This is a genomic window from Micromonospora sp. NPDC048909 (assembly GCF_040649635.1).
In the GTDB taxonomy this organism is placed as follows: Bacteria; Actinomycetota; Actinomycetes; order Mycobacteriales; family Micromonosporaceae; genus Micromonospora.
The window spans coordinates 12,561-34,456 of the sequence record NZ_JBEZFU010000002.1 but is presented as its reverse complement, the minus strand read 5'-3'; the positions used below and the strand labels follow the sequence as shown (position 1 = coordinate 34,456).

Annotated in this window: 22 protein-coding genes; 6 read left to right on the top strand and 16 right to left on the bottom strand. The window is 73.1% G+C overall.

What is annotated here, in order from left to right; all coding sequences use genetic code 11:
- Window positions 1-30: 30 nt before the first annotated feature.
- The 3 genes from AB0C04_RS06345 to nadD all read right to left on the bottom strand — a co-directional run bounded on the left by AB0C04_RS06345 (window position 31) and on the right by nadD (window position 1,773).
- Window positions 31-660 (bottom strand): histidine phosphatase family protein, encoded by a 630-nt coding sequence (locus tag AB0C04_RS06345; protein WP_357049265.1) that lies wholly within the window; start codon window positions 658-660, stop codon window positions 31-33.
- The gene (gene rsfS / locus AB0C04_RS06340; RefSeq protein ID WP_357049262.1) at window positions 657-1,067 is read right to left on the bottom strand and encodes a ribosome silencing factor; all 411 of its coding nucleotides are present in this window, start codon (window positions 1,065-1,067) and stop codon (window positions 657-659) included. Before rsfS ends, AB0C04_RS06345 begins: the two co-directional genes overlap by 4 nt.
- Window positions 1,068-1,176: 109 nt before the next feature.
- Entirely contained in the window at window positions 1,177-1,773 is a 597-nt protein-coding gene (gene nadD, locus AB0C04_RS06335; protein WP_350873974.1) for a nicotinate-nucleotide adenylyltransferase, read from the bottom strand.
- 137 nt (window positions 1,774-1,910) lie between these two features.
- Here nadD and AB0C04_RS06330 point away from each other — a divergent pair, with 137 nt between their 5' ends.
- Both AB0C04_RS06330 and AB0C04_RS06325 read left to right on the top strand, forming a co-directional pair.
- Entirely contained in the window at window positions 1,911-2,558 is a 648-nt protein-coding gene (locus AB0C04_RS06330; RefSeq protein ID WP_357049259.1) for a PadR family transcriptional regulator, read from the top strand.
- Between the two features lie 157 nt (window positions 2,559-2,715).
- Complete coding sequence (locus AB0C04_RS06325) at window positions 2,716-3,921, top strand: NAD(P)/FAD-dependent oxidoreductase (protein ID WP_357049256.1); 1,206 nt, start codon at window positions 2,716-2,718, stop codon at window positions 3,919-3,921.
- Between the two features lie 54 nt (window positions 3,922-3,975).
- On the opposite strand, the gene pepN is transcribed toward AB0C04_RS06325, so the two are convergent.
- A complete protein-coding gene (gene pepN, locus AB0C04_RS06320) occupies window positions 3,976-6,492 on the bottom strand; it encodes an aminopeptidase N (protein ID WP_357049254.1) in 2,517 nt (838 codons plus the stop codon).
- 67 nt (window positions 6,493-6,559) lie between these two features.
- On the opposite strand from pepN, the gene AB0C04_RS06315 reads away from it, so the two are divergent.
- On the top strand, window positions 6,560-6,778 hold the full coding sequence (locus tag AB0C04_RS06315; protein ID WP_357049251.1) for a DUF397 domain-containing protein: 219 nt from the start codon (window positions 6,560-6,562) through the stop codon (window positions 6,776-6,778).
- A gap of 11 nt (window positions 6,779-6,789) precedes the next feature.
- Here AB0C04_RS06315 and AB0C04_RS06310 read toward each other — a convergent pair whose 3' ends face one another.
- Complete coding sequence (locus AB0C04_RS06310; RefSeq protein WP_357049248.1) at window positions 6,790-7,185, bottom strand: hypothetical protein; 396 nt, start codon at window positions 7,183-7,185, stop codon at window positions 6,790-6,792.
- A gap of 350 nt (window positions 7,186-7,535) precedes the next feature.
- Here AB0C04_RS06310 and AB0C04_RS06305 point away from each other — a divergent pair, with 350 nt between their 5' ends.
- The gene (locus AB0C04_RS06305) at window positions 7,536-8,783 is read left to right on the top strand and encodes a cytochrome P450 (RefSeq protein WP_357049245.1); all 1,248 of its coding nucleotides are present in this window, start codon (window positions 7,536-7,538) and stop codon (window positions 8,781-8,783) included.
- A 191-nt stretch (window positions 8,784-8,974) separates the two neighbouring features.
- Here AB0C04_RS06305 and AB0C04_RS06300 read toward each other — a convergent pair whose 3' ends face one another.
- Genes AB0C04_RS06300 through AB0C04_RS06290 form a run of 3 tightly spaced genes read right to left on the bottom strand, consistent with a single transcriptional unit; the run spans window position 8,975 to window position 10,864 of the window.
- Window positions 8,975-9,616, bottom strand: coding sequence for a DUF3618 domain-containing protein (locus tag AB0C04_RS06300; protein WP_357049242.1), 642 nt, complete (start codon window positions 9,614-9,616; stop codon window positions 8,975-8,977).
- Complete coding sequence (locus AB0C04_RS06295; protein WP_357049239.1) at window positions 9,613-10,074, bottom strand: phage holin family protein; 462 nt, start codon at window positions 10,072-10,074, stop codon at window positions 9,613-9,615. The genes AB0C04_RS06300 and AB0C04_RS06295 overlap by 4 nt, the downstream gene beginning before the upstream one ends.
- Window positions 10,075-10,105: 31 nt before the next feature.
- Window positions 10,106-10,864, bottom strand: coding sequence for a hypothetical protein (locus tag AB0C04_RS06290; protein ID WP_357049236.1), 759 nt, complete (start codon window positions 10,862-10,864; stop codon window positions 10,106-10,108).
- 190 nt (window positions 10,865-11,054) lie between these two features.
- Here AB0C04_RS06290 and AB0C04_RS06285 point away from each other — a divergent pair, with 190 nt between their 5' ends.
- Both AB0C04_RS06285 and AB0C04_RS06280 read left to right on the top strand, forming a co-directional pair.
- Window positions 11,055-11,537 carry a DUF4383 domain-containing protein gene (locus AB0C04_RS06285; RefSeq protein WP_357049233.1) on the top strand — a complete coding sequence of 161 codons (483 nt, stop codon included), beginning with the start codon at window positions 11,055-11,057 and terminating at the stop codon, window positions 11,535-11,537.
- 144 nt (window positions 11,538-11,681) lie between these two features.
- Entirely contained in the window at window positions 11,682-12,341 is a 660-nt protein-coding gene (locus AB0C04_RS06280) for a DUF6766 family protein (protein ID WP_357049230.1), read from the top strand.
- Between the two features lie 9 nt (window positions 12,342-12,350).
- Here AB0C04_RS06280 and AB0C04_RS06275 read toward each other — a convergent pair whose 3' ends face one another.
- The 8 genes from AB0C04_RS06275 to AB0C04_RS06240 all read right to left on the bottom strand — a co-directional run bounded on the left by AB0C04_RS06275 (window position 12,351) and on the right by AB0C04_RS06240 (window position 21,846).
- Window positions 12,351-12,800, bottom strand: coding sequence for a GNAT family N-acetyltransferase (locus AB0C04_RS06275; RefSeq protein ID WP_350873959.1), 450 nt, complete (start codon window positions 12,798-12,800; stop codon window positions 12,351-12,353).
- 70 nt (window positions 12,801-12,870) lie between these two features.
- Window positions 12,871-14,334, bottom strand: a complete 1,464-nt coding sequence (gene obgE / locus AB0C04_RS06270; RefSeq protein ID WP_357049226.1) for a GTPase ObgE — start codon at window positions 14,332-14,334, stop codon at window positions 12,871-12,873.
- Between the two features lie 90 nt (window positions 14,335-14,424).
- Window positions 14,425-14,679, bottom strand: a complete 255-nt coding sequence (rpmA, locus tag AB0C04_RS06265) for a 50S ribosomal protein L27 (RefSeq protein WP_350873956.1) — start codon at window positions 14,677-14,679, stop codon at window positions 14,425-14,427.
- Window positions 14,680-14,690: 11 nt separating this feature from the next.
- A complete protein-coding gene (gene rplU / locus AB0C04_RS06260) occupies window positions 14,691-15,005 on the bottom strand; it encodes a 50S ribosomal protein L21 (RefSeq protein ID WP_250797382.1) in 315 nt (104 codons plus the stop codon).
- A gap of 165 nt (window positions 15,006-15,170) precedes the next feature.
- A complete protein-coding gene (locus AB0C04_RS06255) occupies window positions 15,171-15,656 on the bottom strand; it encodes a hypothetical protein (RefSeq protein WP_357049222.1) in 486 nt (161 codons plus the stop codon).
- 132 nt (window positions 15,657-15,788) lie between these two features.
- The gene (locus AB0C04_RS06250) at window positions 15,789-18,797 is read right to left on the bottom strand and encodes an Rne/Rng family ribonuclease (RefSeq protein WP_357049219.1); all 3,009 of its coding nucleotides are present in this window, start codon (window positions 18,795-18,797) and stop codon (window positions 15,789-15,791) included.
- 134 nt (window positions 18,798-18,931) lie between these two features.
- Complete coding sequence (locus AB0C04_RS06245; RefSeq protein WP_357050689.1) at window positions 18,932-19,651, bottom strand: TIGR03936 family radical SAM-associated protein; 720 nt, start codon at window positions 19,649-19,651, stop codon at window positions 18,932-18,934.
- A gap of 188 nt (window positions 19,652-19,839) precedes the next feature.
- Window positions 19,840-21,846: a TIGR03960 family B12-binding radical SAM protein gene (locus AB0C04_RS06240; RefSeq protein WP_357049216.1), complete on the bottom strand. Its 2,007-nt coding sequence runs from the start codon at window positions 21,844-21,846 to the stop codon at window positions 19,840-19,842.
- Window positions 21,847-21,896: the final 50 nt, after the last annotated feature.

Sequence of the window (21,896 nt, the reverse complement as noted above, 5' to 3'; positions counted from 1 at the left end):
CCGATGCCGACCCCGCCCGACGAGGCCGCGTCAGACCGCGTCGGCGACGGCCGGCGCGACGACCAGGCCGACGTTGTGCGACCGCAGGTGCCAGCCCCGTACGTCGTCGTGGCGCAGTTCGGTCCAGTGGCAGTTCTGCAGCGAGCCGACGGTACGCAGCACGCCCGACTCCCAGCCGAGCAGGTGCCCGACGCCCTGCCGGGCGCCGCCGCCGTGGGTGGCGACCACGACGGTGCCGCCGGGCACGGCGTCGGCGGCCTCGGTGAGCGCCGTGCCGACCCGCTTGCCCAGGTCGTCCAGGGTCTCGATCTCCGCCCCCGGGTCGGGGTCACCGGCCCGCCAGCGGGCGTACTCGGCGGGGAACTGCTCGGCGACCTCGGTGAGGGTGAGCCCCTGCCAGCGCCCGAAGTGGCGTTCCCGCAGCCGGGCGTCGCTGCGTACCGGCAGCCCGGTCAGGGCGGCCAGCGCGGCGGCGGTCTCCGCGGCCCGGCTGAGGTCGCTGGCGACCAGGGCGTCCGGACGCAGCCCGGCGAGCAGCGGCGCGGCGGCCCGGGCCTGCTCCCGGCCGAGATCGTTCAGGGGTACGTCGGTCTGGCCCTGGACCCGGTTGGCGGCGTTCCAGTCGGTGTTGCCGTGCCGCCAGATGATCAGGCGGGTCATTCCGCTGCGGCGGAACCGGTGCCGGACTCGGCGTCGACCAGGTCGCGGTCGACGAACGGGATCGTCGGGCAGTCCTTCCACAGCCGGTCGAGGGCGTAGAACTCGCGCTCCTCGGTGTGCTGGACGTGCACCACGATGTCGACGTAGTCGAGCAGCACCCACCGACCGCCGCGCTCGCCCTCGCGCCGCACCGGCTTTGCCTTGTCCGGCAGCTCCAGCAGGCGCTCCTCGATGGCGTCGACGATGGCGAGCACCTGACGCTCGTTCGGGGCCGCGGCGAGCAGGAACGCGTCGGTGATGGCGAGCTGGTCGCCTACATCGATGATGACGATGTCCTGCGCCTTCTTGTCGGCGGCGGCCTGGGCCGCGGCGGTCGCCAGCTCGTACGCGCGTTCAGAAACTGTCACCGTTCTCCTTCGATCAACCGTGCGACCCTCCAAGCGTCTCACACGCGGCGGCGTCCCGACTTGTCAGTTCTGGTCGATTACCCGGCCAGACGCCGCATAGCGGGCGTCGTCAGGCCTGATAGAGGCGCCGCTTGGCGATGTACTGCACCACACCGTCGGGCACCAGGTACCAGACCGGCTCGCCCCGGGCGACCCGGTCGCGGCAGTTGGTGGAGGAGATGGCCATCGCCGGCACCTGCACCAGGCTCACCGTGTCGGCGGGCAGATGCTCGTCGGTGAGCTTGAACCCCGGCCGGGTCACCCCGATGAAGTGGGCCAGTTCGAAGATCTCGTCCAGGTCCTTCCAGGAGAGGATCTTCGACAGCGCGTCCGCGCCGGTGATGAAGTAGAGCTGCACCTTCGGCCCGTACTCGTTCTGCAGATCGCGCAGGGTGTCGACGGTGTAGGTGGGGCCACCCCTGTCGATGTCGACCCGGCTGACCTGGAAGCGGGGGTTCGAGGCGGTGGCGATCACCGTCATCAGGTAGCGGTCCTCGGCCGGGCTGACCGGCTCGTCCGCCTTCTGCCACGGCTGGCCGGTGGGGACGAAGACCACCTCGTCGAGCCCGAACCGGTCCGCCACTTCGCTGGCCGCGACGAGGTGCCCGTGGTGGATCGGGTCGAAGGTGCCACCCATGATCCCGATCCGCCGGATATCTTCCTCCACCCCGTGATCGTAGGCCGGACGCCGTCGCCGCCAGCTCGGGCCCAGCCCGGCGTGACCTTCCGGACGGGGTGGACCCGCGGAGAGGTCCGGCCATATACTCGTTTGCAAGTAATCGTTGCCGAGCATCGGAGGCCGGTATGCCGAGGCAGCGCAAGGTCGGCAACCTGCTGGCCCTGGCCGTGCTCTCCGCCCTCGCCCAGCGGCCCATGCACCCGTACGAGATCGCCACCACTCTCCGCGCCTGGGGCAAGGACCAGGACATGGAGATCAAGTGGGGCTCCTTCTACACCGTCGTCCGCAACCTGGACCGGCACGGTCTGATCACGGCGGTGGAGAGCGTCCGAGCCGGTCGGCGTCCCGAGCGCACCGTCTACCAGATCAGCGACGCGGGCCGGGCCGAGCTGGTCGACTGGGCGCGCGAGCTGGTGTCGACCCCGGAGCCGGAGCACCCCCGCTTCCGCGCCGGGCTCTCCGTGCTCGCCGTGCTGCACCCCGACGAGGCGGCCGAGCTGCTGCGGCAACGCCTGGAGGCGCTGGAGGAGGGGATCCGGGCCGGGCGCGACGCGCTCACCGAGCACCTGCGGCAGATCCCGCGACTGTTCCTGGTCGAGTCGGAGTACGACCTGGCCATCCGGGAGGCCGAGGCGACCTGGATCCGGGCCCTGCTGGCCGAGCTGCGCGCCGGCACCTACCCGGGGCTCGACCAGTGGCGGGCCTTCCACGAGACCGGCGAGCTGCCGCCGGAGCTGACCGATCTCGCCGAGAGGGGCGGCTCCACGCAGTGACGGACGGCCCCGGCGCGGTGCGCCAACACCACGCCGGGGCCCTACCTCGGTACCGCACCTGGGAAGGTGCTCCGGCCCGAAGCGGCAACCACGAGGATAGCCGGGCTCCCTCCCAGGTCGGTGCCACCCGCGAGCACCGACGACCAGGGAGAGCACCATGACCACAGTGAGCACGGCCATCGTCATCGGCGGCGGCATCGCCGGCCCCGTGACAGCGCTGGCGCTGCACCGCGCCGGCATCACCGCCACCGTCCACGAGGCGTACCCGAGCAGCGCCGACGGCCTCGGCGGCACCCTCGCGCTCGCCCCCAACGGCGTCGCCGCGCTGCGCGCCGTCGGCGCGGAGAGCGCGGTGACCGAGATCGCCACCCCGATCCACCGCACCGCGATGGCCGTCGGCCGTAGGCACCTCGAACTGCCGGGACTGGCCGACGTACCACCGCTGCGGGTGGTGCACCGCGCCGACCTGCACCGCGCGCTGCACGCCCGGGCCGTCGCCGAGGGCGTGCCGATCGCGTACGGCAAGCGCCTGGTCGACGTGCGGGAGACGGCGGCCGGCGTCACCGCGCGGTTCGCCGACGGCAGCACCGCCACCGCCGACATCCTCGTCGGCGCCGACGGAATCCGCTCGACGGTCCGTACGCTCATCGACCCGGACGCGCCCGGCCCGCTTCCCACCGGGCTGCTCGGCTTCGAGGCGGTGGCCCGGCACGAGGTGGACGCCGAGCCGGACACCATGACCTTCGCCTTCGGCCGGCGCGGCTACTACCTCTACTGGCCGGAGCCGGGCGGCGGCACCCGGTGGGGAGTGAACCTGCCACAGGAGCGGCCGATGACGCTCGCCGAGGCCCGCGCGGTGCCGGCCGCCGAGTGGCTGCGGGCCCTGCGCGCCGCCTACGGCGACGACGACCCCGGCCGGCAGCTGATGCTGACCAGCGAGGCCGACGACCTCCAGGTGGTGGGCTCCCTACTGATCATGCCGCCGGTGCCGCGCTGGCACCGTGGCCGGATGGTGCTGGTCGGCGACTCGGCGCACGCGCCGTCGAACAGCTCCGGGCAGGGCGCGTCGCTGGCCATCGAGAGCGCCGTGCAGCTCGCCCGCTGCCTGCGCGACCTGCCCGACGTCGGCGCGGCGTTCGCCGCGTACGAGCGGCTGCGGCGCGGCCGGGTGGAGAAGGTCGCCGCCCGGGCGGCCCGGATCAACCGGGCCAAGGCGCCCGGCGCGCTGGCCCGGACGCTGATGCCGCTGCTCATGCCGCTGCTGATGAAGACCGCGATGGACCCGGAGCGGACGGTGGGTCACGAGCAGCGCTACGTCATCGACTGGGACGCTCCGGTGACCGCCGACCCGGCGGTGCGCTGACCCGTCGCCGGGCCGCCGGCGCGCGCCGCGGTTCCGCGCGCGCCGGCGGTTGGGTCAGGCCGCCGCGGCGGCGACCGCGGTGCGGGCGATGAGCGCCCGCCGCAGGTCGTCGTCGGCGTCGGTGACCACCCGGCGCAGGCCGGGCGTCAGGTCGTCGCGGGCCAGCAGCGCCACGGCCGCCTCCCGGGTCGGCTGCGCAACGGCGTAGCGGGGGAAGGCCAGGCTGGCCACCCGGTCGGCGGTCCACGGGGTACGCAGCCGCGCCACGGCGGGCATCTCGGCGAAGTAACGCTCGACGTAAGCCGCGGTCAGCTCCGCCTGCTCGGGCTGCCAGAAGCCCTCCGCGGTCGCCTCGACCAGCCGGTTGGAGAGCTCGGTGTTGCTGACGATGATCTCCCAGGCCGCCTCCTTCGCGGCGGCGTCGGGCAGTGCCGCGCGGCAGCGGGCGGCCCGTTCGGCACCGGCCGCGCTCGGGTCCGCCGCCGCCTCGGCGGCGATCTCGGCCTCGCCGGCGGCGCCGAGCACCACCAGCCGGCGCAGCACCGCCCAGCGCAGCTCGGCGTCGACGGCCAGCCCGGCGGGCACCCCACGGCCGGCCAGCCAACCGGTCAGCAGGTCGGCGTCGACGCTGGCCGCGATCAGCCCTCGGGCGGCGGCGAGCTGCAACGACTCGCCGGGCGCGGCGTCGGCGAGCAGCCGGGCGCAGGCGTCGCTGATCCGGGCCAGCGCCGCCTCCCGGGTGGCCGGATCGAGGTAGCGGTCGACCAGCGACCGGCTCAGGGTGAGCACGTCCTCGGTGATGATCACCTCGGTCTCCGCGGGCAGCGCGGCGGCGATCAGCGCGACCACGCCGGCGACCGGTCGCTCGCCGTCCGTGGCCGCGTCCAGGGCCTCGCCCCAGAGCAGCGCCCGGGCCAACGGGTCGGCCAGGCCGGGCAGCACCAGCGGTACGGCGTCGGCCGACGCCGGGTCGAGGCGCACCTTGGCGAAGGTCAGGTCACCGTCGTTGGGCAGCAGCAGCCGGGCGGCCGGCGCGCCGGTCAGCTCGTGGAGAACCGTGCGGCCGCCGTCGGCGCTCGGGTCGAGATCGACCTCGGCCCGGTCGCGCGTGCCGTCGACGGCGTAGCGGCCCACGCCGATCCGGTGTGGGCGCAGCACCGGATGCGACTCGGAAGCGGTCTGCACCACGGCCACCTCGCTGTAGCGGCCGTCGGCGTCAACCGTGACCTCGGCGCGCAACGTGTTGACCTGTGCCCGGCGCAGCCAGCGCTCGGCCCAGTCGGAGAGGTCCCGGCCGCTGGCGGTGGAGAGGCTGGCCAGCAGGTCGTCGAGGGTGGCGTTGCCGAAGCGGTGCGCCGCGAAATGCGCGTTGAGGCCGGCGAGGAACGCCTCGTCGCCGAGCCAGGCGACCAGCTGCCGCAGCACGCTGGCGCCCTTGGCGTAGGAGATGCCGTCGAAGTTGAGCAGGCCCTGGGCGGCGTCGGCCACCTCCTGCGGGGCGACCGGGTGGGTGGAGGGGCGCTGGTCGGCGGCGTAGCCCCAGGCCTTGCGGCGCATGGCGAAGGTCGTCCAGGCCTGGTCGAACCGGGTCGCCTCGGCGGTCACCCGGGTGCCCAGGTACTCGGCGAACGACTCGTTCAGCCACAGGTCGTCCCACCAGCGCATGGTGACCAGGTCGCCGAACCACATGTGCGCCATCTCGTGGGCGATGGTGCTGGCCCGCAGCTCCCGCTGGCTGTCGGTCACCGCCGAACGGAACACGTAGTCGTCGCGGAACGTCACGAGACCCGGATTCTCCATGGCGCCGGCGTTGAACTCCGGCACGAACGCCTGGTCGTACTTGCCGAACGGGTAGCGCTCGGTGAAGAGCTGGTGGAACCGGTCCAGGCACTGTCTGGTGACCGTGAAGATCTCCTCGGCGTCGGCGTCCAGGTGCTCGGCGAGGGAACGGCGGCAGTAGATGCCCAGCGGGATCCCGTCGTGCTCGTCGCGGCGGACGTGGTAGGGCCCGGCGATCAGCGAGAAGAAGTAGGTGGCCAGCGGCGCGGTCGGGGCGAACTCCCAGCGGCCGGGCGCGGGGGTGGCGGCCACCTCGGCGTTGCTGGCGACCGTCCACTCCGGCGGGGCGGTGACCGCGAGGGTGACCGACGCCTTGAGGTCGGGCTGGTCGAAGGCGGCGAAGATGCGCTGCACGTCGTCGAGGAAGGACATGGCGTAGAGGTAGGTCTCGCCGTCGGCCGGGTCGACGAAGCGGTGCATCCCCTCGCCGGTGTTGGAGTAGGCCATCTCGGCCTCGACGACGAGCGTGTTCTCGGCGCGCAGGCCGGTCAGCGGCAGCCGGTTGTCGTCCAGCGCGTCGGGGTCGAGGTCGGCGCCGTTGAGCCGTACCGCCAGCAGTTTGGCGGGTTTGACCTCGGCGAAGGTCGCGGTGCCGGGGTTGGCCCGGAACCGGATCGTGACGTGCGAGTGGAACCGCTCGCCGCCGCCGGTCAGGTCGAGGTCCACCTGGTAGGACTCGACGGTAATCGACGCGCCACGCGCGGTCGCCTCTACACGGGTCAGGCTCGGCATCCGCTTATCCTGCCCGATGGGGATCCGGAGACGTTCCCCCCGCGACGCGTGGCACTGGAGGAAACACATGTCTGTGCACCCCAAGGGCGACTTCGACCTGTCCCGGGCGGTCTGGCAGCGGGCCGACGGCGACACCTCCGACAGCGCCGTGGAGGTCGCCTTCGTCGACGACCTGATCGGCATGCGCAACTCGGCCGAGCCGGACGGGCCGGTGCTGGTCTTCACCCAGGCCGAGTGGGACGCCTTCGTCGCGGGCGCCCAGGACGGCGAGTTCGACCTGGACTGAGCCGGCCGGCGTCACGAGTCGCCGCCGCCCCAGCCCAGGCCGCCCGGACCGGGGGCGTGGTGGAAGCCAGGGTGGCCGGCGACGTCGGCGCAGCGCTCCCCGTCGGGGCCGACCGCGCCGCAGAAGAGCCGCTCGGCCCGGTGCCAGGCGTCGGCGGGTGACAGGGCGGCCGCGCCGAGCGCCAGCTCGGGGCGGAGCAGGCTCAGCGCCTCGGCGTAGCCGACCGCCAGCTCCCGGGCGTCGGCCGCGCCGGCCGCCGTGAAGCCCAGGTGCACGGTGAAATGACGCGGCGGTCGGATGGACCGCCGAGGCGGCGCGATCAGCGGGGCGTCCGCCCCACCCGGCCCGACGCCGAGCGCCCCGACCGCCCCCCGCTTGCGCCAGTACGGCGAACCGTTGCCCCGCATTCGTCCCTCCCCGTGATCGGTGGTGCCGCCCCGCCGCGCCGACCCTCCGGCCGTCTGCCCGCGCGGGGCCGCTCCACGCAGACAACCAGGTTTCCGGGCCCCTGGGAGGGGCCAGCGGACGCTCCGGTCCGCTGGCCCCTCCCCCGCCGGCCCGCTCCGCGCTGGCCCGGCGGGCCGGACCTCGTGGTCGCGCACCCGCGCCTGCCCGACCGACCCGGCAGCCGTCGCCTCCGCAGCGGTCGGACGCGGGCCCGAGCGGCCCGCCGGCGGGGTTCAGGGGCCCTGACCTGGGTAGTCCGGCGGTCAGGAAGATCCGGCGGCGACGGCCGTCACCCGCCTCAGGAGGCCCGATGGCGACGATCCCGGCCGACCGCAGCCCGGAGAGCACCCTCGCGCTGCTCCGCGACGGCTACCGGTTCATCGGCGCGCGCTGCAACCGGTACGACAGCGACATCTTCCAGACCCGGCTGCTGCTGAGACGGACCATCTGCCTGCGCGGCCGGCCCGCCGCCGAACTCTTCTACGACCCGGAACGCTTCCAGCGGGCTGGCGCGATGCCGCTGCGGGTGCAGCGGACGCTCACCGGACGCGGCGGGGTGCAGGGCCTGGACGGCGCGGCACACCGGGACCGCAAGACGATGCTGATGGCACTGATGACCCCGACCGCCGTGCGGCACCTGGGCCAGCTCCTCGACGACGAGTGGCGGGCCCGGGTCCCGGTCTGGGAGGGGGCCGGACCGGTGGTGCTCTACCGAGAGTTGGGGCGGATGCTGACGCGGGCGGTCTGCGCCTGGGCCGGGGTGCCGATGGCCGAGGGGCAGGTCGTGCGCCGCACCGACGACCTGCACGCGATGATCGCCAGCGCGGCGGCCATCGGGCCGACGCACTGGCGAGGGCTGCTGGCCCGCCGCCGCGGCGAACGATGGCTGGCCGACCTCGTCGACCGGGTCCGGGCCGGCGCGCTGCCGGCGCCGGCCGGCAGCGCGCTGCGGGTGATCGCCGAGCACCACGACACCCAGGGCCGGCCGTTGCCGCGCCGGATCGCCGCGGTCGAGCTGCTCAACGTGCTGCGGCCGACCGTCGCGGTCGACCGGTTCATCGTCTTCGCGGCGCTCGCCCTGCACGACCATCCGGCGTGGCGACAGCGGGTCCGCGACGACGACGAGACCACCGGTTGGTTCGTGCAGGAGGTCCGGCGCTACTACCCGTTCTTTCCGGTCGCCGCGGCCCGGGTGCGGCGCTCCTTCGACTGGCAGGGCTACCACTTCCCGCCGGGACGGCGGGTGCTGCTCGACCTCTACGGCACCAACCACCACCCGGCGCTCTGGCCGGAGCCGGAGCTGTTCCGGCCGGAACGGCACGCCGGAGGTCGGCCTGATCCGTTCGGGCTGATCCCGCAGGGCGGCGGGGAGCACACCACCGGGCACCGCTGCGCCGGCGAGTGGATCACCATTGAGCTGATGAAGCGGGCGGTGACCAACCTGACCAGCTGCATGCGCTACGACGTGCCGCCGCAGGACCTGGCGGTGAGCCTGCGCCGGTTGCCGACGCTGCCGCCCAGCGGTTTCCTGATCACGAACGTGCGGCGCACCGCCTGACGGCGGGCCGGACGCCCGTACCGGCAGCGCTACCCCGCACCCACCGCTCGAAACAACGATCCGGACGCACTCCGCCCCGTGATCGGGCGCTTCCCCACCCGACCCCGGCGGGACCTCGGTCCGGAACGGGGTCGGGCGGTTCGCTACCCGATCACGGGGCGGGTACGCGCTGACCCAGATCGGTCAGGAGTTCACCGGCCGGCGGCCTGCTGCGCCTGGTCCTTGACGTCCTGCGCGGCCGAGCGGGTGTCGTCCTTGACCGCGTGCACCGCGTCCCGTGCGGTCGCCTGCACGGACTGGGTGGCCTGCTGCGCCGGCTCGCGCAGCTCGTCCCGGAGCTCGCCGGCGACCTCGGTCAGCTTCTCCTTCACCGCGCCGCTGTGCTCGCCGGCCTTCTCCTTGATCTGCGTCGCCACCTGCTGCTCGCGGCGGGTCGCCGGGATCAGCGAGGAGGCCAACCAGCCGACGCCGAACGCGATCAGGCCGGCGGCGAGCGGGTTGCCCTCCGACTTCTGCCGGATGACCTGCGGCGCACGCTGCGCGGCGTCGCCGACGGTGGAGGCCGCCGAGTGCGCGGCGTCGCTGACGCTGGACGCCGCCGACGAGGCGCGGTCGCCCACCGAGTGGGCGGCGTGGCCGGTGCCGTGGCCGAGGTCCGACGCGGTTCCCATGACCTTGTCCCTCACATTCTGCAGCGCGGTACGGACCCGCTGCTTACGGTCGTCGACGATGCGGCTCGGGCTGACCTTGTACGCCAGCGCGTCCACATCGGAGCTGAGGCTGTTTCGGGTGGCTTCGATCTCCCGGCGGATCTGGTCGGGATCGGTGCTCATCGGGTGACTCCCTCCGGGTGGGGCTTGAGCGCGTCGGGGATCCGCTGCACGCTGTCGTTGGTCTGCTTGAGGCCGCGTACGCGCTGCGCGTTCTTCTTGGCCATGGAGTAGAGGACCGCGGCGATCGCGGCCCAGATGACGGCCACGATCAGCCCCGCCCAGCCGGCGTCCATCACGTTGGACAGCCCGGCCCAGAGGGCCAGCGAGAGGAAGAGGGCCACCATGTAGCCGCCGAAGCCGGCGCCGCCGAAGAGACCGGCGGCCTTGCCCGCCTTCCGCCCCTCCTGGCGGATCTCGGCCTTCGCCAGCTCCACCTCCTGCCGCATGAGGGTGGACAGGTCGCCGGTGACCTGACGCATCAGCTCACCGATGGAACTTCCCTTGACCTCCGCCGCGGTGTGCGGGGCGCCCGTGGCGGGCCCGGAGTCCAGTCCGGACCCCTGCGTCGGCATGCTCATGCCGCCGCCTCCCTTCGGATGGTTCGGTCGCTCACGGACGCACCGTCCCGCTCGACGGGACACCGGGCAGCGGGTCGGTCTGGGTCACCGGCGGCAGCGGCTGGCCAGTGCCCCCGGCCGGGTCCGCGTAGCTGGTGGTGGTCTGCGGGTCGGCGTACGCGCCGGGGGTCGGGTCGAGGTAGCCGCCCGGCGGCACCTGCTCCGGGACCTGGCGCTGGGTCGGCGGGGTCGGGATGACGGCGGTGCGCTCGGGGTCCTCGTACCGGTCGTAGACCTGCCGGCCTGAGTCGTTACCGGCGGCGGAGATGTTGCGGGTCAGCCGGCCGGCGAGCACACCGAGCACGGCCGCGCCGACCAGGAAGGTGCCCGGGTTGCGCCGGGCGTAGTCGCGCACCTCGGTGACCAGGTCACCGGGCTCGCGCGCCTCCAACCAGCCGGCGACGCCGTGCACCCGGTCGGCGGCCTGCCGGGCCAGCTCACTCACCGGGCCGGCCTGGCCGCCCTGCTCGGCCATCGTGCGCATCTCGTCGGCCAGCGATCGGAGCCCACCGGCGGCCCGACGCTGCTGCTCGCCGGTCTGGGCGGCGAGCTGGGTGCGGGCCTCTCCGTAGAGGTTGCGCGCCTGCTGCGCGGCCTCGCGGCCGACCTCCTTGCCCTGCTCCTTGGCAGTCTCGGCGACCGCGCCGCCGGCGTGCGCGGCCTCCGAGCCGACCTGGCGGGCCTGCTCGCGGACGCCGCCGCCGTTGGTGGACTCATACGTCGAAGAGGTGGGTGACAGATCGTGAGTCATGATTTCCCTTCCGCTCGCAATTCCGTCGCGGTTGCACTGGGGGATCGGCGCCGGGCCGCCCCGCCGCCGCGGATTCACCTACCCTCCGTTGCCGCGTCCATACCTGTTCCGTCATTTCTCTGCGCCGCGGTCGGCCGCGACTTCACAATGGAGGACCGGCGGGCGGGACAGATCCACGGAGGTGGCATCGATGGCACGGGGCGCACGCGGTGGCCGACCGGCGGGGCCGAAGCCTCGGGTCCAGCTGGCCGCCGCGGCGGTGGCCGGGGTCTTCCTCCTGGTCGGCGCGCTCGGCTTCGTTCCGGGTGTCACCACCCGCTACGACGAGTTGGGCCCCGCCACGCACCACTCAGGGGCCCTGCTGTTCGGCGTGTTCCAGGTGTCGATCCTGCACAACGCGGTGCATCTCTTCTTCGGCCTGCTCGGCCTGGTGCTGGCCCGCACCGTCGCGGGCTCCCGGGTCTTCCTCGGTGCCGGCGGCGCTGCCTACCTCGGCATCTGGCTGTACGGGTTCGTGATCCACAAGGAGAGCGTGGTCAACTTCCTGCCGGTCAACAACGCCGACAACTGGCTTCACCTCGGGCTCGGGTTCGGCATGCTCGCGCTCGGCCTGCTGCTGTCGAACCAGGTCGGCACCGGCACCCGGCTGGACATCCCCGCCGACCGGCCCTGATCACGGGCACGACCCGCCGCGAACCGGCCCTGACCTCGGGCGCGACCCTCCCGCCGACCGGCCGGCCACCCGCCGGTGCGGCGTTTGCCAATCCCGCGAGCGGGGCAACGCGGAGTTGCCGGATCACCGGGCGGAGGGATTGAGATGCCACGTTGGTTGCGGGACAACGCACTGGCCGTCGCCATGTTCGGCGCGTTCTTCGTCTTCCTGGTGCTGCAGAGCGTGTTCGGCTGGCAGACGCACAACGAGGAGCTGGCCGAGTTCGGGGCCGCCCCGATCGGTTGGCCGGCGTACCTGGCCAGCGGGCACTTCGCCGAGGCGGTCTTCGAGAACTGGGAGTCGGAGTTCCTGCAGATGGGTGGCTACGTCCTGCTCACCGCGTACCTGGTGCAGCGGGGGTCGGCGGAGTCGAAGCCGGAGGGCCAGACCGACCGGCCGGAGGACGACGAGCGCCGGGCCACTCCCCAGTCCCCCTGGCCGGTGCGGGTCGGCGGGCTGCCCTTGGTCGTCTACCGGAACAGCCTCTCCCTCGCGCTGCTGCTCATCTTCGCCGGCTCGTTCGTCGGGCATTTGCTGGGCGGCACCGCGCAGTACAACGCCGAGCAGGCGCTGCAGAGTGGCGCGCCACCGATCGGCGCGCTCCAGTTCCTCGGCACCAGCGACTTCTGGTTCCAGTCCATGCAGAACTGGCAGAGCGAGTTCCTCGCGGTGGGCACCCTGGTCGTGCTGAGCATCTTCCTGCGCCAGCACGCCTCGCCCGAGTCGAAGCCGGTCACCGTCGCCCACGCCGAGACCGGCGCCTGAGCCGGACCGTCAGGCCGGCACCAGCAGCTGCTTGGCGAAGCAGACGCTGTACGGGTTGTCCACGTACGGGCCGTAGACCGGGATCCGCGCGTAGCCGCACGAGGTGTAGAGCCCGATCGCGGCCGGCAGGTACGTCCCGGTCTCCAGGCAGAGCACCGCGTGCCCGCGCTGGAAGGCCAGCTCCTCCAGCGCGGCCAGCAGCTGCCGGGCGATCCCCCGGCCCCGGTACGCCGGCCGCACGTACATCCGCTTGATCTCACCGGTGCCCTCGTCGAGCGCCTGGAGCCCGCCGCAGGCGACCGCCCGCCCGTTGACCACCACCGCGAGATAGCGGATGTCGTCGTGGGTCACGGTGACCTGCCCGTCCAGCCCGCCGTCGGCCTCCCGCAGCTCCCGCTGCTGGGCGGTCACCAGGGCGGCGATCTCCGGATCGGTGGCGGGACGTGACTCGATCAGCATCGCCCCACGGTATGCCGGGTGGATTTCACCCAGGTTTCCGGGATACGACCCGATCACGGACGGTACGAGGCTAGTCAGCGTCCTCGAGGTCGTCCGCCACATCAGCGCCGATCCCGTCGGCCTCGATCTCGTCCTCCGGACGCACGCGGCGGGCCTTGCGCGCGGCCAACCGCTCGGCCGCGTTGGCCCGGCTCGACTTCTCCTCCAACCGCACGTCGGCGCCCCGGATGTGCGGGACGAAGTCGGCGTAGTGGGTGGGCTGCCAGTCGAACTCGCGCTCGCCGATCCGGACCAGGTCGCCGGGCTGCGCGCCGGCCTTGGCCAGCTTCTCCTCGACGCCCAGCCGGGCCAGCCGGTCGGCCAGGTAGCCGACCGCCTCGTCGTTGTCGAAGTTCGTCTGCCGGACCCAGCGCTCCGGGCGGGTGCCGCGCACCGTGTACGAGCCGTCCGACTCGGCCTCGATGGTGAACCCGGCGTCGTCCACCGCGGTCGGCCGGATCACGATCCGGGTCGGCTCGGCCGGCGGGGTCGCCGCGCGGGCCGCATCCACCAGCTCCGCCATCGCGTACATGAGCTCCTTGAGCCCCTCGCGGGTGGCGGCGGAGACCTCGAACACCCGGAAACCGCGCGCCTCGAGGTCGGGGCGGACGATCTCGGCCAGGTCCCGGCCGTCCGGCACGTCGATCTTGTTGAGCGCCACCAGCCGGGGCCGGTCGGCGAGACCGCCGTACTCGTTCAGCTCGGCCTCGATGGTGTCGATGTCGGCCAGCGGGTCCCGGTCGAGCTCCAGCGTCGCGGTGTCGATGACGTGCACCAGCACCGCGCAGCGCTCGATGTGCCGGAGGAACTCCAGGCCCAGACCCTTGCCGCTGGCCGCGCCGGGGATCAGCCCAGGCACGTCGGCGACGGTGAAGGTGTGGTTGTCCACCCGGACCACGCCGAGGTTGGGCACCAGGGTGGTGAACGGGTAGTCGGCGATCTTCGGCTTGGCGGCGGAGATGACCGAGATCAGCGACGACTTGCCGGCCGACGGGAAGCCGACCAGGCCGACGTCGGCGACGCTCTTGAGCTCCAGCACCACGTCCAGCTTGTCGCCGGGCTCGCCGAGTTCGGCGAAGCCGGGCGCCTTGCGCCGGGCGTTGGCCAGCGACGCGTTGCCGCGACCGCCCCGACCGCCACGGGCCGCCTCGAAGGTGGTGCCCGCGCCGACCATGTCGGCCAGGACGGTGCCGTCGAGGGTCTGCACCACGGTGCCGTTCGGCACCTTGATGACCAGGTCGTGGCCGTTGGCGCCGTCCCGGTTCGAGCCGGCGCCACCCTTGCCGTTCTCGGCCTTCATGTGCGGACGGAAGTGGAAGTCCAGCAGCGTGGTCACCTGCGGGTCGACGACCAGCGAGACGGTGCCACCGTGCCCGCCGTTTCCGCCGTCCGGGCCGCCGAAGGGCTTGAACTTCTCCCGGTGGATCGAGACACAGCCGTGCCCGCCGTCGCCGGCCTGCATGTGCAGGACGACCCGGTCAACGAACGTCGTCACGACGTCAATCCTTCCAGCGGGGACCGCCCCGCGCGAGAAAAAGCGAAGCGGGCCGGGACCCGGAGGTCCGCGGCCCGCAAAGCCTTCGAGTTACTGCTGCGGCACGATGCTGACGGTCTTGCGACCACGCTTGGTGCCGAACTGGACCGAACCGGCGGACAGCGCGAAGAGCGTGTCGTCGCCGCCACGGCCGACCAGGTCACCGGGGTGGAACTTGGTGCCACGCTGCCGGACGATGATCTCGCCGGCGCTGACGACCTGACCACCGAAGCGCTTCACGCCGAGCCGCTGGGCCGCGGAGTCACGGCCGTTACGCGAGCTGGACGCACCCTTTTTGTGAGCCATTGGAGGACGACCTACTTCCCGCTGGAGATGCCGGTCACCTTGACCTGGGTCAGCGGCTGGCGGTGACCCTGGCGCTTGTGGTAGCCGGTCTTGTTCTTGAACTTGTGGATCTTGATCTTCGGGCCCTTGGTGTGCGCGGCGATCTCGCCGGACACCGCGACCTTGGCAAGCTTCGCCGCGTCGGTCACCAGGTCGTCACCGTCGACGAGGAGCACCGCGGTGAGCTTCACCGCGTCACCGGGGGCACCGGTGAGCTTCTCGACCTCGATCACGTCGCCCTCGGCGACCTTGTACTGCTTGCCGCCGGTCTTGACGATCGCGTACATCGGAGGCGGACTCCCTGTCGTTGAGGCTGCTGGCGGTCGTCCCCGCGGCGGCTCGCCGGGTAGCAGTGGCACGGCGGCGCGGGCACGCGGGAACTCGGCACACCAAAGTGCGCCGCAGGTTAGCGTACGCCATGCCCGGCCCGCGACCCAAACCGACCCGGCCGGTCAGCGCGGGCAGAGCTGGTCCAGGCGCTGCTGGAGGCGGTCCAGCTCGGTCTCGTCGACCGCGTCGACGTCGGCGCCCATCGCGCCGACCTCCGCGCCCATGTCGCTGAGCAGCGTCGTCAGCTGCGGATCGGTGGCCCGGGCCGCCTGCTCACGCAGGGCGCTCCGCCAGCCGGTGAGGGCCGCCTCGGCCCGCAGCCGGGCGGCCTCGGCCCCCGTGCTGTCGTTCGCGCCGGCCGCCGCGAGCATCCTGCCCAACTCCTCGACGTACGTCCGGATCCCGGTGGCGCTGGCCTGCTGCGCGGCGGCGCAGACCGCCGGGGTGTTCCCGGCGCCCGCCGGCGCGCTGCCGGCCGTGGTCGGCGCGCCGGCCGCCGGGGCGCTGCCGGCCGTGGTCGCCGGGGCGTCGACCGGTCGGACGCCCGCACACCCGGCGGTCGAGGAGAGCCCGACGGTCAGCGCGGTGACGGTGAGCAGGCGGCGCATTCTCTCCTCCTTGACCGGATCCGGCCGGGCCACCGGGATCCGGTCCGGGGTGGCTCGGGTACGGGACAGGGCCCCGTCCCCGGTCACATTGCCGGGGCCGGGGCCCTGTCAAACACCTGCCTGGTCAGACCCTCACGGACGGGTACGCCGCCGGGCGCCACCACGGCGGGACCGACGACGACCCGCGGTGCCCTCGGCCTCGTCGGCGTCCTCGCCGAGCGCGTCCGGGTCGTCCGCCGCGGCCAGCCGGGCCGACTCACCCTGCTGGCTGTCGGCGACGGCGGGCGCGGCCTCGGTGTCCGCCGCGTAGCGGGACAGGTCGTAGCCCATCGTGTCGTGGTAGTCGGCCTCGGTGTCGGTGGCCACGTCCGGCGCGCTGATCTCGACCGTCGCGCGCTCCACCGGCGCGCTCTTGCGCGCCCGGCGCCGCGACGCCCCGCTGGTCGGCTCGGCCGCCGGGGTGGTGACCGCCGAGGCGACCGCCTTGACCTTCTCCGCGGCCCCACCGGTACGCGGCTTCTCCGGCACCGGCTCGGTGTGAATGATCACGCCGCGGCCCTTGCAGCACTCGCAGGTCTCGCTGAACGCCTCGAGCAGGCCGGCACCGATCCGCTTACGGGTCATCTGCACCAGGCCGAGCGAGGTGATCTCGGTGACCTGGTGCTTGGTGCGGTCCCGGCCGAGGCACTCGGTGAGCCGGCGCAGCACCAGCTCCCGGTTCGACTCCAGGACCATGTCGATGAAGTCGATCACCACGATGCCGCCGAGGTCGCGCAGCCGCAGCTGACGCACGATCTCCTCGGCCGCCTCCAGGTTGTTGCGGGTGACCGTCTCCTCCAGGTTGCCCCCGGAGCCGGTGTACTTGCCGGTGTTGACGTCGATGACCGTCATCGCCTCGGTCCGGTCGATCACCAGCGACCCGCCGGAGGGGAGGAAGACCTTGCGGTCCAGCCCCTTGAGGATCTGCTCGTCGATCCGGTACTCGGCGAAGACGTCGGTGGTGCCGGTGTGCCGGCGCAGCCGGGCGACCAGGTCGGGCGAGACGTGCGACAGGTACGACTCGACGATGTCGTACGACTGCTCGCCCTCGATCACCAGCTCGCGGAAGTCCTCGTTGAAGAGGTCCCGGACCACCCGGATCACCAGGTCGGGCTCCTCGTAGAGCAGCACCGGGGCACCACCCTCGGCCGCCTTGGCCTGGATGTCCTCCCACTGCGCCTGGAGCCGCTTGACGTCCCGGGCCAGCTCGTCCTCGCTGGCGCCCTCGGCGGCCGTCCGGACGATCACGCCCGCGCCGTCCGGGACCAGCTTCTTCAGCACGTCCCGCAGCCGCTTGCGCTCGGTGTCGGGCAGCTTGCGGCTGATCCCGGAGGCGTTGCCGTTCGGCACGTAGACCAGGTGCCGGCCGGAGAGCGCGATGTGGCTGGTCAGCCGAGCGCCCTTGTGCCCGATCGGATCCTTGGTGACCTGCACCAGCACCGAGTCGCCGGACTTCAGCGCCTGCTCGATCGAGCGCGCCCGCCCCTCCAGCCCGCTGGTGTCCCAGTTGACCTCGCCGGCGTAGAGCACCGCGTTGCGACCTCGACCGACGTCGACGAAGGCCGCCTCCATGCTGGGCAGGACGTTCTGCACCTTGCCCAGGTAGACGTTGCCGGCCATCGTCCCGGAGGAGTTGCGGGTCACGTAGTGCTCGACCAGCACGCCGTCCTCGAGGACCGCGATCTGGGTACGGTCGCCGCGCTGGCGGACGGCCATCACCCGGTCGACCGCCTCCCGGCGGGCCAGGAACTCCGACTCGCTGAGGATCGGCGGCCGGGTGCGCCGCTGCTCCCGGCCGTCCCGGCGGCGCTGGCGCTTGGCCTCCAGCCGGGTCGAGCCCGAGACGCCCTGCACCTCGTCCACGGTGCGGCGCGGCTCGCGGATCTTGACCACGGTGGGAACGCCGTCGTCCGCGCCCCCCTCGACGTCACCGGCACCCCGGCGGCGGCGACGGCGGCGGCGGCGGGTCAGTCCGTCCCCGTCGGTCTCCTCTTCCTCGTCGCCCTCGGCCTCGGCCTCGGTCTCCGCCTCGGCCTGCGCCGCCTCCTCGGACTCCTCGTCCTCGGAGTCGTCGGCACCGCCCTTGCCCCGGCCGCGACCACGACGGCCGCGCCGACGCCGACGCCGGGCAGCGGCGCTCTCGTCGTCCTCGTCCTCGTCCGTCTCCTCGGCGGCCTCTTCGGCCTCCTCGGTCAGCTCCTGCTCCGCCTCGGCCGGCTCCACCGGCTCGACCTCGCGGCGCCCGCGCCGCCGACGGCGCGACGGCTCGGCCGCCTCCTCGGCGGCCGGCTCCTCCACGGCCGGGGCGGGGGTGGGCTCGACCTGCACGACCGGCACCGACTCCGGCTGCGGAGCCATGAACAGCACGGTGGGCGCGGAGAGCGTGGCCCGCCGCCGGCGGGTACGCGGCTGCTCCGGCTCGGCGGCCTCGGCGGGCTCGCTCAACTGCTCGGTGGTGCCGGCCACGGCGGCACCGGGCGACACCTCGCCGGACGGGGCCTCGGCGCCACGGCCCGGCTCGGCCACGCCGCCGGTCACCGGCTCCTCCGCCGCGGCCGTGCGGGCCGGCGGGGCGGCCTCGGCCGGCAGCTCGCCGGCCGGCGCCTCCGCAGCCGGCTCGGCCACCGCGGGGGTGGCCTTCTTCCGCCGGGTACGGGTGACCTTGACCGGCGGGACGACCTCCGGGGAGGCCTCCTCGGCCGTCGCCGCGACCAGCGGCTCCTCGGCGGCCTTCGCGGGCGTCGCCTTGCGGCGGCGACGCGTGGTCTTCGGGGCGGTGTCGAGGTCACCGGAGACCGGCGCCAACACCTCCGCCTGCGGGGACTCGTCGCTACCGGTGCCCACGGCGGGCGCCTCGACCGGCGCCTCGGCCTGCTCCGGCTGGTTCAGCGGGGCGGCCCGGCGACGGGTGACCCGGGTCCGCCGCGCCGGCGCGGGTTCGGCGACCTCGCCGCCGGCCTCGACCGCGGGCTCCGGGCCCCGGTCGCCGACGGCGCCCCGGCTCGCGACGGCCCCGCCGTCGACGGGGTTGTGCTGCTCGGCGGTTTCGCCGGCCGGCTGTGAACCGGTCCGTTCGCCGCCCTCGGGCTCGTTCTCGAGCATGGACGTTCTCCAGTTCTGGCTGCCCCGGGCGCGGGTGAGCGCTGCCACGCAGGGTCGCCGCAAAAGTGTTTCCGCCGGGCGCGCAAGGTGCGCGACCGCCGAAGTCTGCCTATCTTCCGAGCGCTGACCGTCGGTCAGTGCCCACCGATGGTTGCCCCGTCGCGGTCCGCATCCAACGGATCCACGATCTCGCCCTGCGCGGTCAACGTGCCCTGAGCCAGCCGGGTCACTCGCGGTGGAACCGGCGGCTCCAGGTCGGCCACCACGCGGAGGCCGGAAAGGACGTCATCGGGTCGTACGGACGGGGTGACCTGCCGCACGACCACTTCGAGTATCGCACACGGTACGGCCGGTCCCCCGGAAGGAGTCGCTGTCGGCGTCGCCACATCGATGGCGATGACCGCCTGCCGCGCGTCGAAGGTGCGCCGCCCTTGCTTGGTCATCCGCTCGACCAGCACCTCGTCGACGGCGCTGAAGGCGTCCACCGCGGCGCGCAGCGTCGCCGTGTCGATTCCCGGCAGCTCGATGCGCCAGTCCGACGCCTCGATCCGGTCGGGCAGGCTGCCGCCGGTCGCCACCACCGCGTCCAGCACGTCGAGGCCGGGCGAGAGGGCGGCGTCCAGCGCGGCGCGCAGCGCGGCCGGGTCGACCGGTGCCTGCAGACCGATCTCCAGGTACTCCGCCTCGCTCGCCACGCCGGTCGGCGCGGCGCTGGCGTACGAGATCTTGGGGTGCGGGGTGAAGCCCTGCGAGTAGGCGATGGGCACACCGGCCCGACGTACGGCCCGCTCGAAGGCCCGCGCGAAGTCCCGGTGCGAGGTGAACCGCAGTGGCCCGCGCTTGGCGTACCGGATCCGGACGCGCTGGACGACCGGCGCCTGCCCGCCCTCCGGCTGTTGTCTCTTACTGATCGTCGTGCTCCTCGCTCGGTCAGTCACGCGTTGTGATCATGAAGTTATTGTCCGTGACACGCCGCAGCGGTGACAACAACTTCATGATCAACGCAGCTGGGCCCCGGTCGGGGGTGGCCAGCGGGGACTGGTCAGGGGTGGGCGGGGGTGGCGGGGGTGGCGGTGGGGACCTTGAGGCCGGAACCGGCGATCGGGGTCAACGGGAGCAGTTTCTTCCCGGTCGGGCCGATCTGGATCTCGGTGTCCATGGCGGGGCAGACGCCGCAGTCGAAGCACGGGGTCCACCGGCAGTCGTCCTGCTCGTACTCGGAGAGGGAGTCCTGCCAGTCCTGCCAGAGCCAGTCCTTGTCCAGCCCGGAGTCCAGGTGGTCCCAGGGCAGCACCTCGAGCTCGTCGCGCTGGCGGGTGGTGTACCAGTCGAGGTCCACCCCGAACGCCGGCAGCACCTCGGCCGCGGCGTCCACCCAGCGCTGGTAGGAGAAGTGCTCGCTCCAGCCGTCGAAGCGCCCGCCGTTCTCCCAGACCTTGCGGATCACCGCGCCGACCCGGCGGTCACCGCGGCTGAGCAGGCCCTCGATCAGCGACGGCTCGCCGTCGTGGTAGCGGAAGCCGATCGCCCGGCCCAGCGAGCGGTCGGAGTTGATCTCCTGCTTGAGCATCTTGAGCCGGCTGTCGATGACCTCCGGCCGCTCCATGGCCGCCCACTGGAACGGGGTGTGCGGCTTCGGCACGAACCCGCCGATGGAGACCGTGCAGCGGATGTCCTTCGACCCGGTGGCGGCCCGACCGGCCTTGATGACCTCGTGGGCCATCCGGGCGATCTGGAGCACGTCCTCGTCGGTCTCGGTGGGCAGGCCGCACATGAAGTAGAGCTTCACCTGCCGCCAGCCGTTGGTGTAGGCGGTGACCACGGTGCGGATGAGGTCCTCCTCGGACACCATCTTGTTGATCACCTTGCGGATCCGCTCCGACCCGCCCTCGGGGGCGAAGGTCAGGCCGGTCCGCCGCCCGTTGCGGGACAGCTCCTGGGCCAGGTCGATGTTGAACGCGTCGACCCGGGTCGACGGCAGCGACAGCGAGACGTTCGTGCCCTCGTACTGCTGGGCGAGGCCCGAGCACATGTCGCCGATCTCGGAGTGGTCGGCGGAGGAGAGCGAGAGCAGGCCCACCTCGTGGAAGCCGGAGAACTCCAGGCCCTCGCGGACCATCTGACCCACCGTGGTGATCGACCGCTCCCGCACCGGGCGGGTGATCATGCCGGCCTGGCAGAACCGGCAGCCCCGGGTGCAACCCCGGAAGATCTCCACCGCGTACCGCTCGTGCACCGTCTCGGCGAGCGGCACCAGCGGCTTCTTCGGGTACGGCCAGGCGTCCAGGTCCATCGTCGTGCGCTTGTGCACCCGGAACGGCACGTCCGCCCGGTTCGGCACGACCCGCTGGATCCGGCCGTCGGGCAGGTAGTCCACGTCGTAGAAGCGCGGCACGTAGACGCTCTCGGTGCGGGCCAGGCGCAGCAGCAGCTCGTCGCGCCCGCCCGGGGAGCCCTCGGCCTTCCACTCGCGGACGATCGCGGTGATCTCGAGGACTGCCTCCTCGCCGTCGCCGAGCACGGCGGCGTCGATGAAGTCGGCGATCGGCTCCGGATTGAACGCCGCGTGCCCACCGGCCACGATCACCGGGTCGGCGTCGGTGCGGTCGGCGGCCAGCATCGGGATGCCGGCCAGGTCGATCGCGGTGAAGAGGTTGGTGTAGCCCAGCTCGGTGGAGAAGGAGATGCCGAACACGTCGAAGTCGCGTACCGGGCGGTGCGCGTCGACGGTGAACTGCGGCACGCCGTTCGCGCGCATCAGCGTCTCGAGGTCCGGCCAGACCGCGTACGTCCGCTCGGCGAGCACGTCGGGCAGCTCGTTGAGCACCTCGTAGAGGATCTGCACGCCCTGGTTGGGCAGGCCGACCTCGTACGCGTCGGGGTACATCAACGCCCAGCGCACCGTGGCCGCGTCCCAGTCCTTGACCACCGCGCCCAACTCGCCACCGACGTACTGGATGGGCTTGGTCACCTGGGGCAGCAACGGCTCCAGCCTGGGCCAGACGGAGTTGGCCGCGACAGGGCGCGGCGTCGTGGACGGGACGCTCATGAAGCCCAAGGGTACGCGCCCGTCCGGCGGATGCCGCGCGCAGTGCGCGG

Coding starts and splice junctions, on each gene's coding strand:
- AB0C04_RS06345 (WP_357049265.1), bottom strand. CDS start 660: ATGACCCGCCTGATCATCTGGCGGCACGGCAACACCGACTGGAACGCC.
- AB0C04_RS06330 (WP_357049259.1), top strand. CDS start 1,911: ATGCCGAGGCAGCGCAAGGTCGGCAACCTGCTGGCCCTGGCCGTGCTC.
- AB0C04_RS06325 (WP_357049256.1), top strand. CDS start 2,716: ATGACCACAGTGAGCACGGCCATCGTCATCGGCGGCGGCATCGCCGGC.
- pepN (WP_357049254.1), bottom strand. CDS start 6,492: ATGCCGAGCCTGACCCGTGTAGAGGCGACCGCGCGTGGCGCGTCGATT.
- AB0C04_RS06315 (WP_357049251.1), top strand. CDS start 6,560: ATGTCTGTGCACCCCAAGGGCGACTTCGACCTGTCCCGGGCGGTCTGG.
- AB0C04_RS06310 (WP_357049248.1), bottom strand. CDS start 7,185: ATGCGGGGCAACGGTTCGCCGTACTGGCGCAAGCGGGGGGCGGTCGGG.
- AB0C04_RS06305 (WP_357049245.1), top strand. CDS start 7,536: ATGGCGACGATCCCGGCCGACCGCAGCCCGGAGAGCACCCTCGCGCTG.
- AB0C04_RS06300 (WP_357049242.1), bottom strand. CDS start 9,616: ATGAGCACCGATCCCGACCAGATCCGCCGGGAGATCGAAGCCACCCGA.
- AB0C04_RS06295 (WP_357049239.1), bottom strand. CDS start 10,074: ATGAGCATGCCGACGCAGGGGTCCGGACTGGACTCCGGGCCCGCCACG.
- AB0C04_RS06290 (WP_357049236.1), bottom strand. CDS start 10,864: ATGACTCACGATCTGTCACCCACCTCTTCGACGTATGAGTCCACCAAC.
- AB0C04_RS06285 (WP_357049233.1), top strand. CDS start 11,055: ATGGCACGGGGCGCACGCGGTGGCCGACCGGCGGGGCCGAAGCCTCGG.
- AB0C04_RS06280 (WP_357049230.1), top strand. CDS start 11,682: ATGCCACGTTGGTTGCGGGACAACGCACTGGCCGTCGCCATGTTCGGC.
- AB0C04_RS06275 (WP_350873959.1), bottom strand. CDS start 12,800: ATGCTGATCGAGTCACGTCCCGCCACCGATCCGGAGATCGCCGCCCTG.
- rpmA (WP_350873956.1), bottom strand. CDS start 14,679: ATGGCTCACAAAAAGGGTGCGTCCAGCTCGCGTAACGGCCGTGACTCC.
- rplU (WP_250797382.1), bottom strand. CDS start 15,005: ATGTACGCGATCGTCAAGACCGGCGGCAAGCAGTACAAGGTCGCCGAG.
- AB0C04_RS06255 (WP_357049222.1), bottom strand. CDS start 15,656: ATGCGCCGCCTGCTCACCGTCACCGCGCTGACCGTCGGGCTCTCCTCG.
- AB0C04_RS06250 (WP_357049219.1), bottom strand. CDS start 18,797: ATGCTCGAGAACGAGCCCGAGGGCGGCGAACGGACCGGTTCACAGCCG.
- AB0C04_RS06240 (WP_357049216.1), bottom strand. CDS start 21,846: ATGAGCGTCCCGTCCACGACGCCGCGCCCTGTCGCGGCCAACTCCGTC.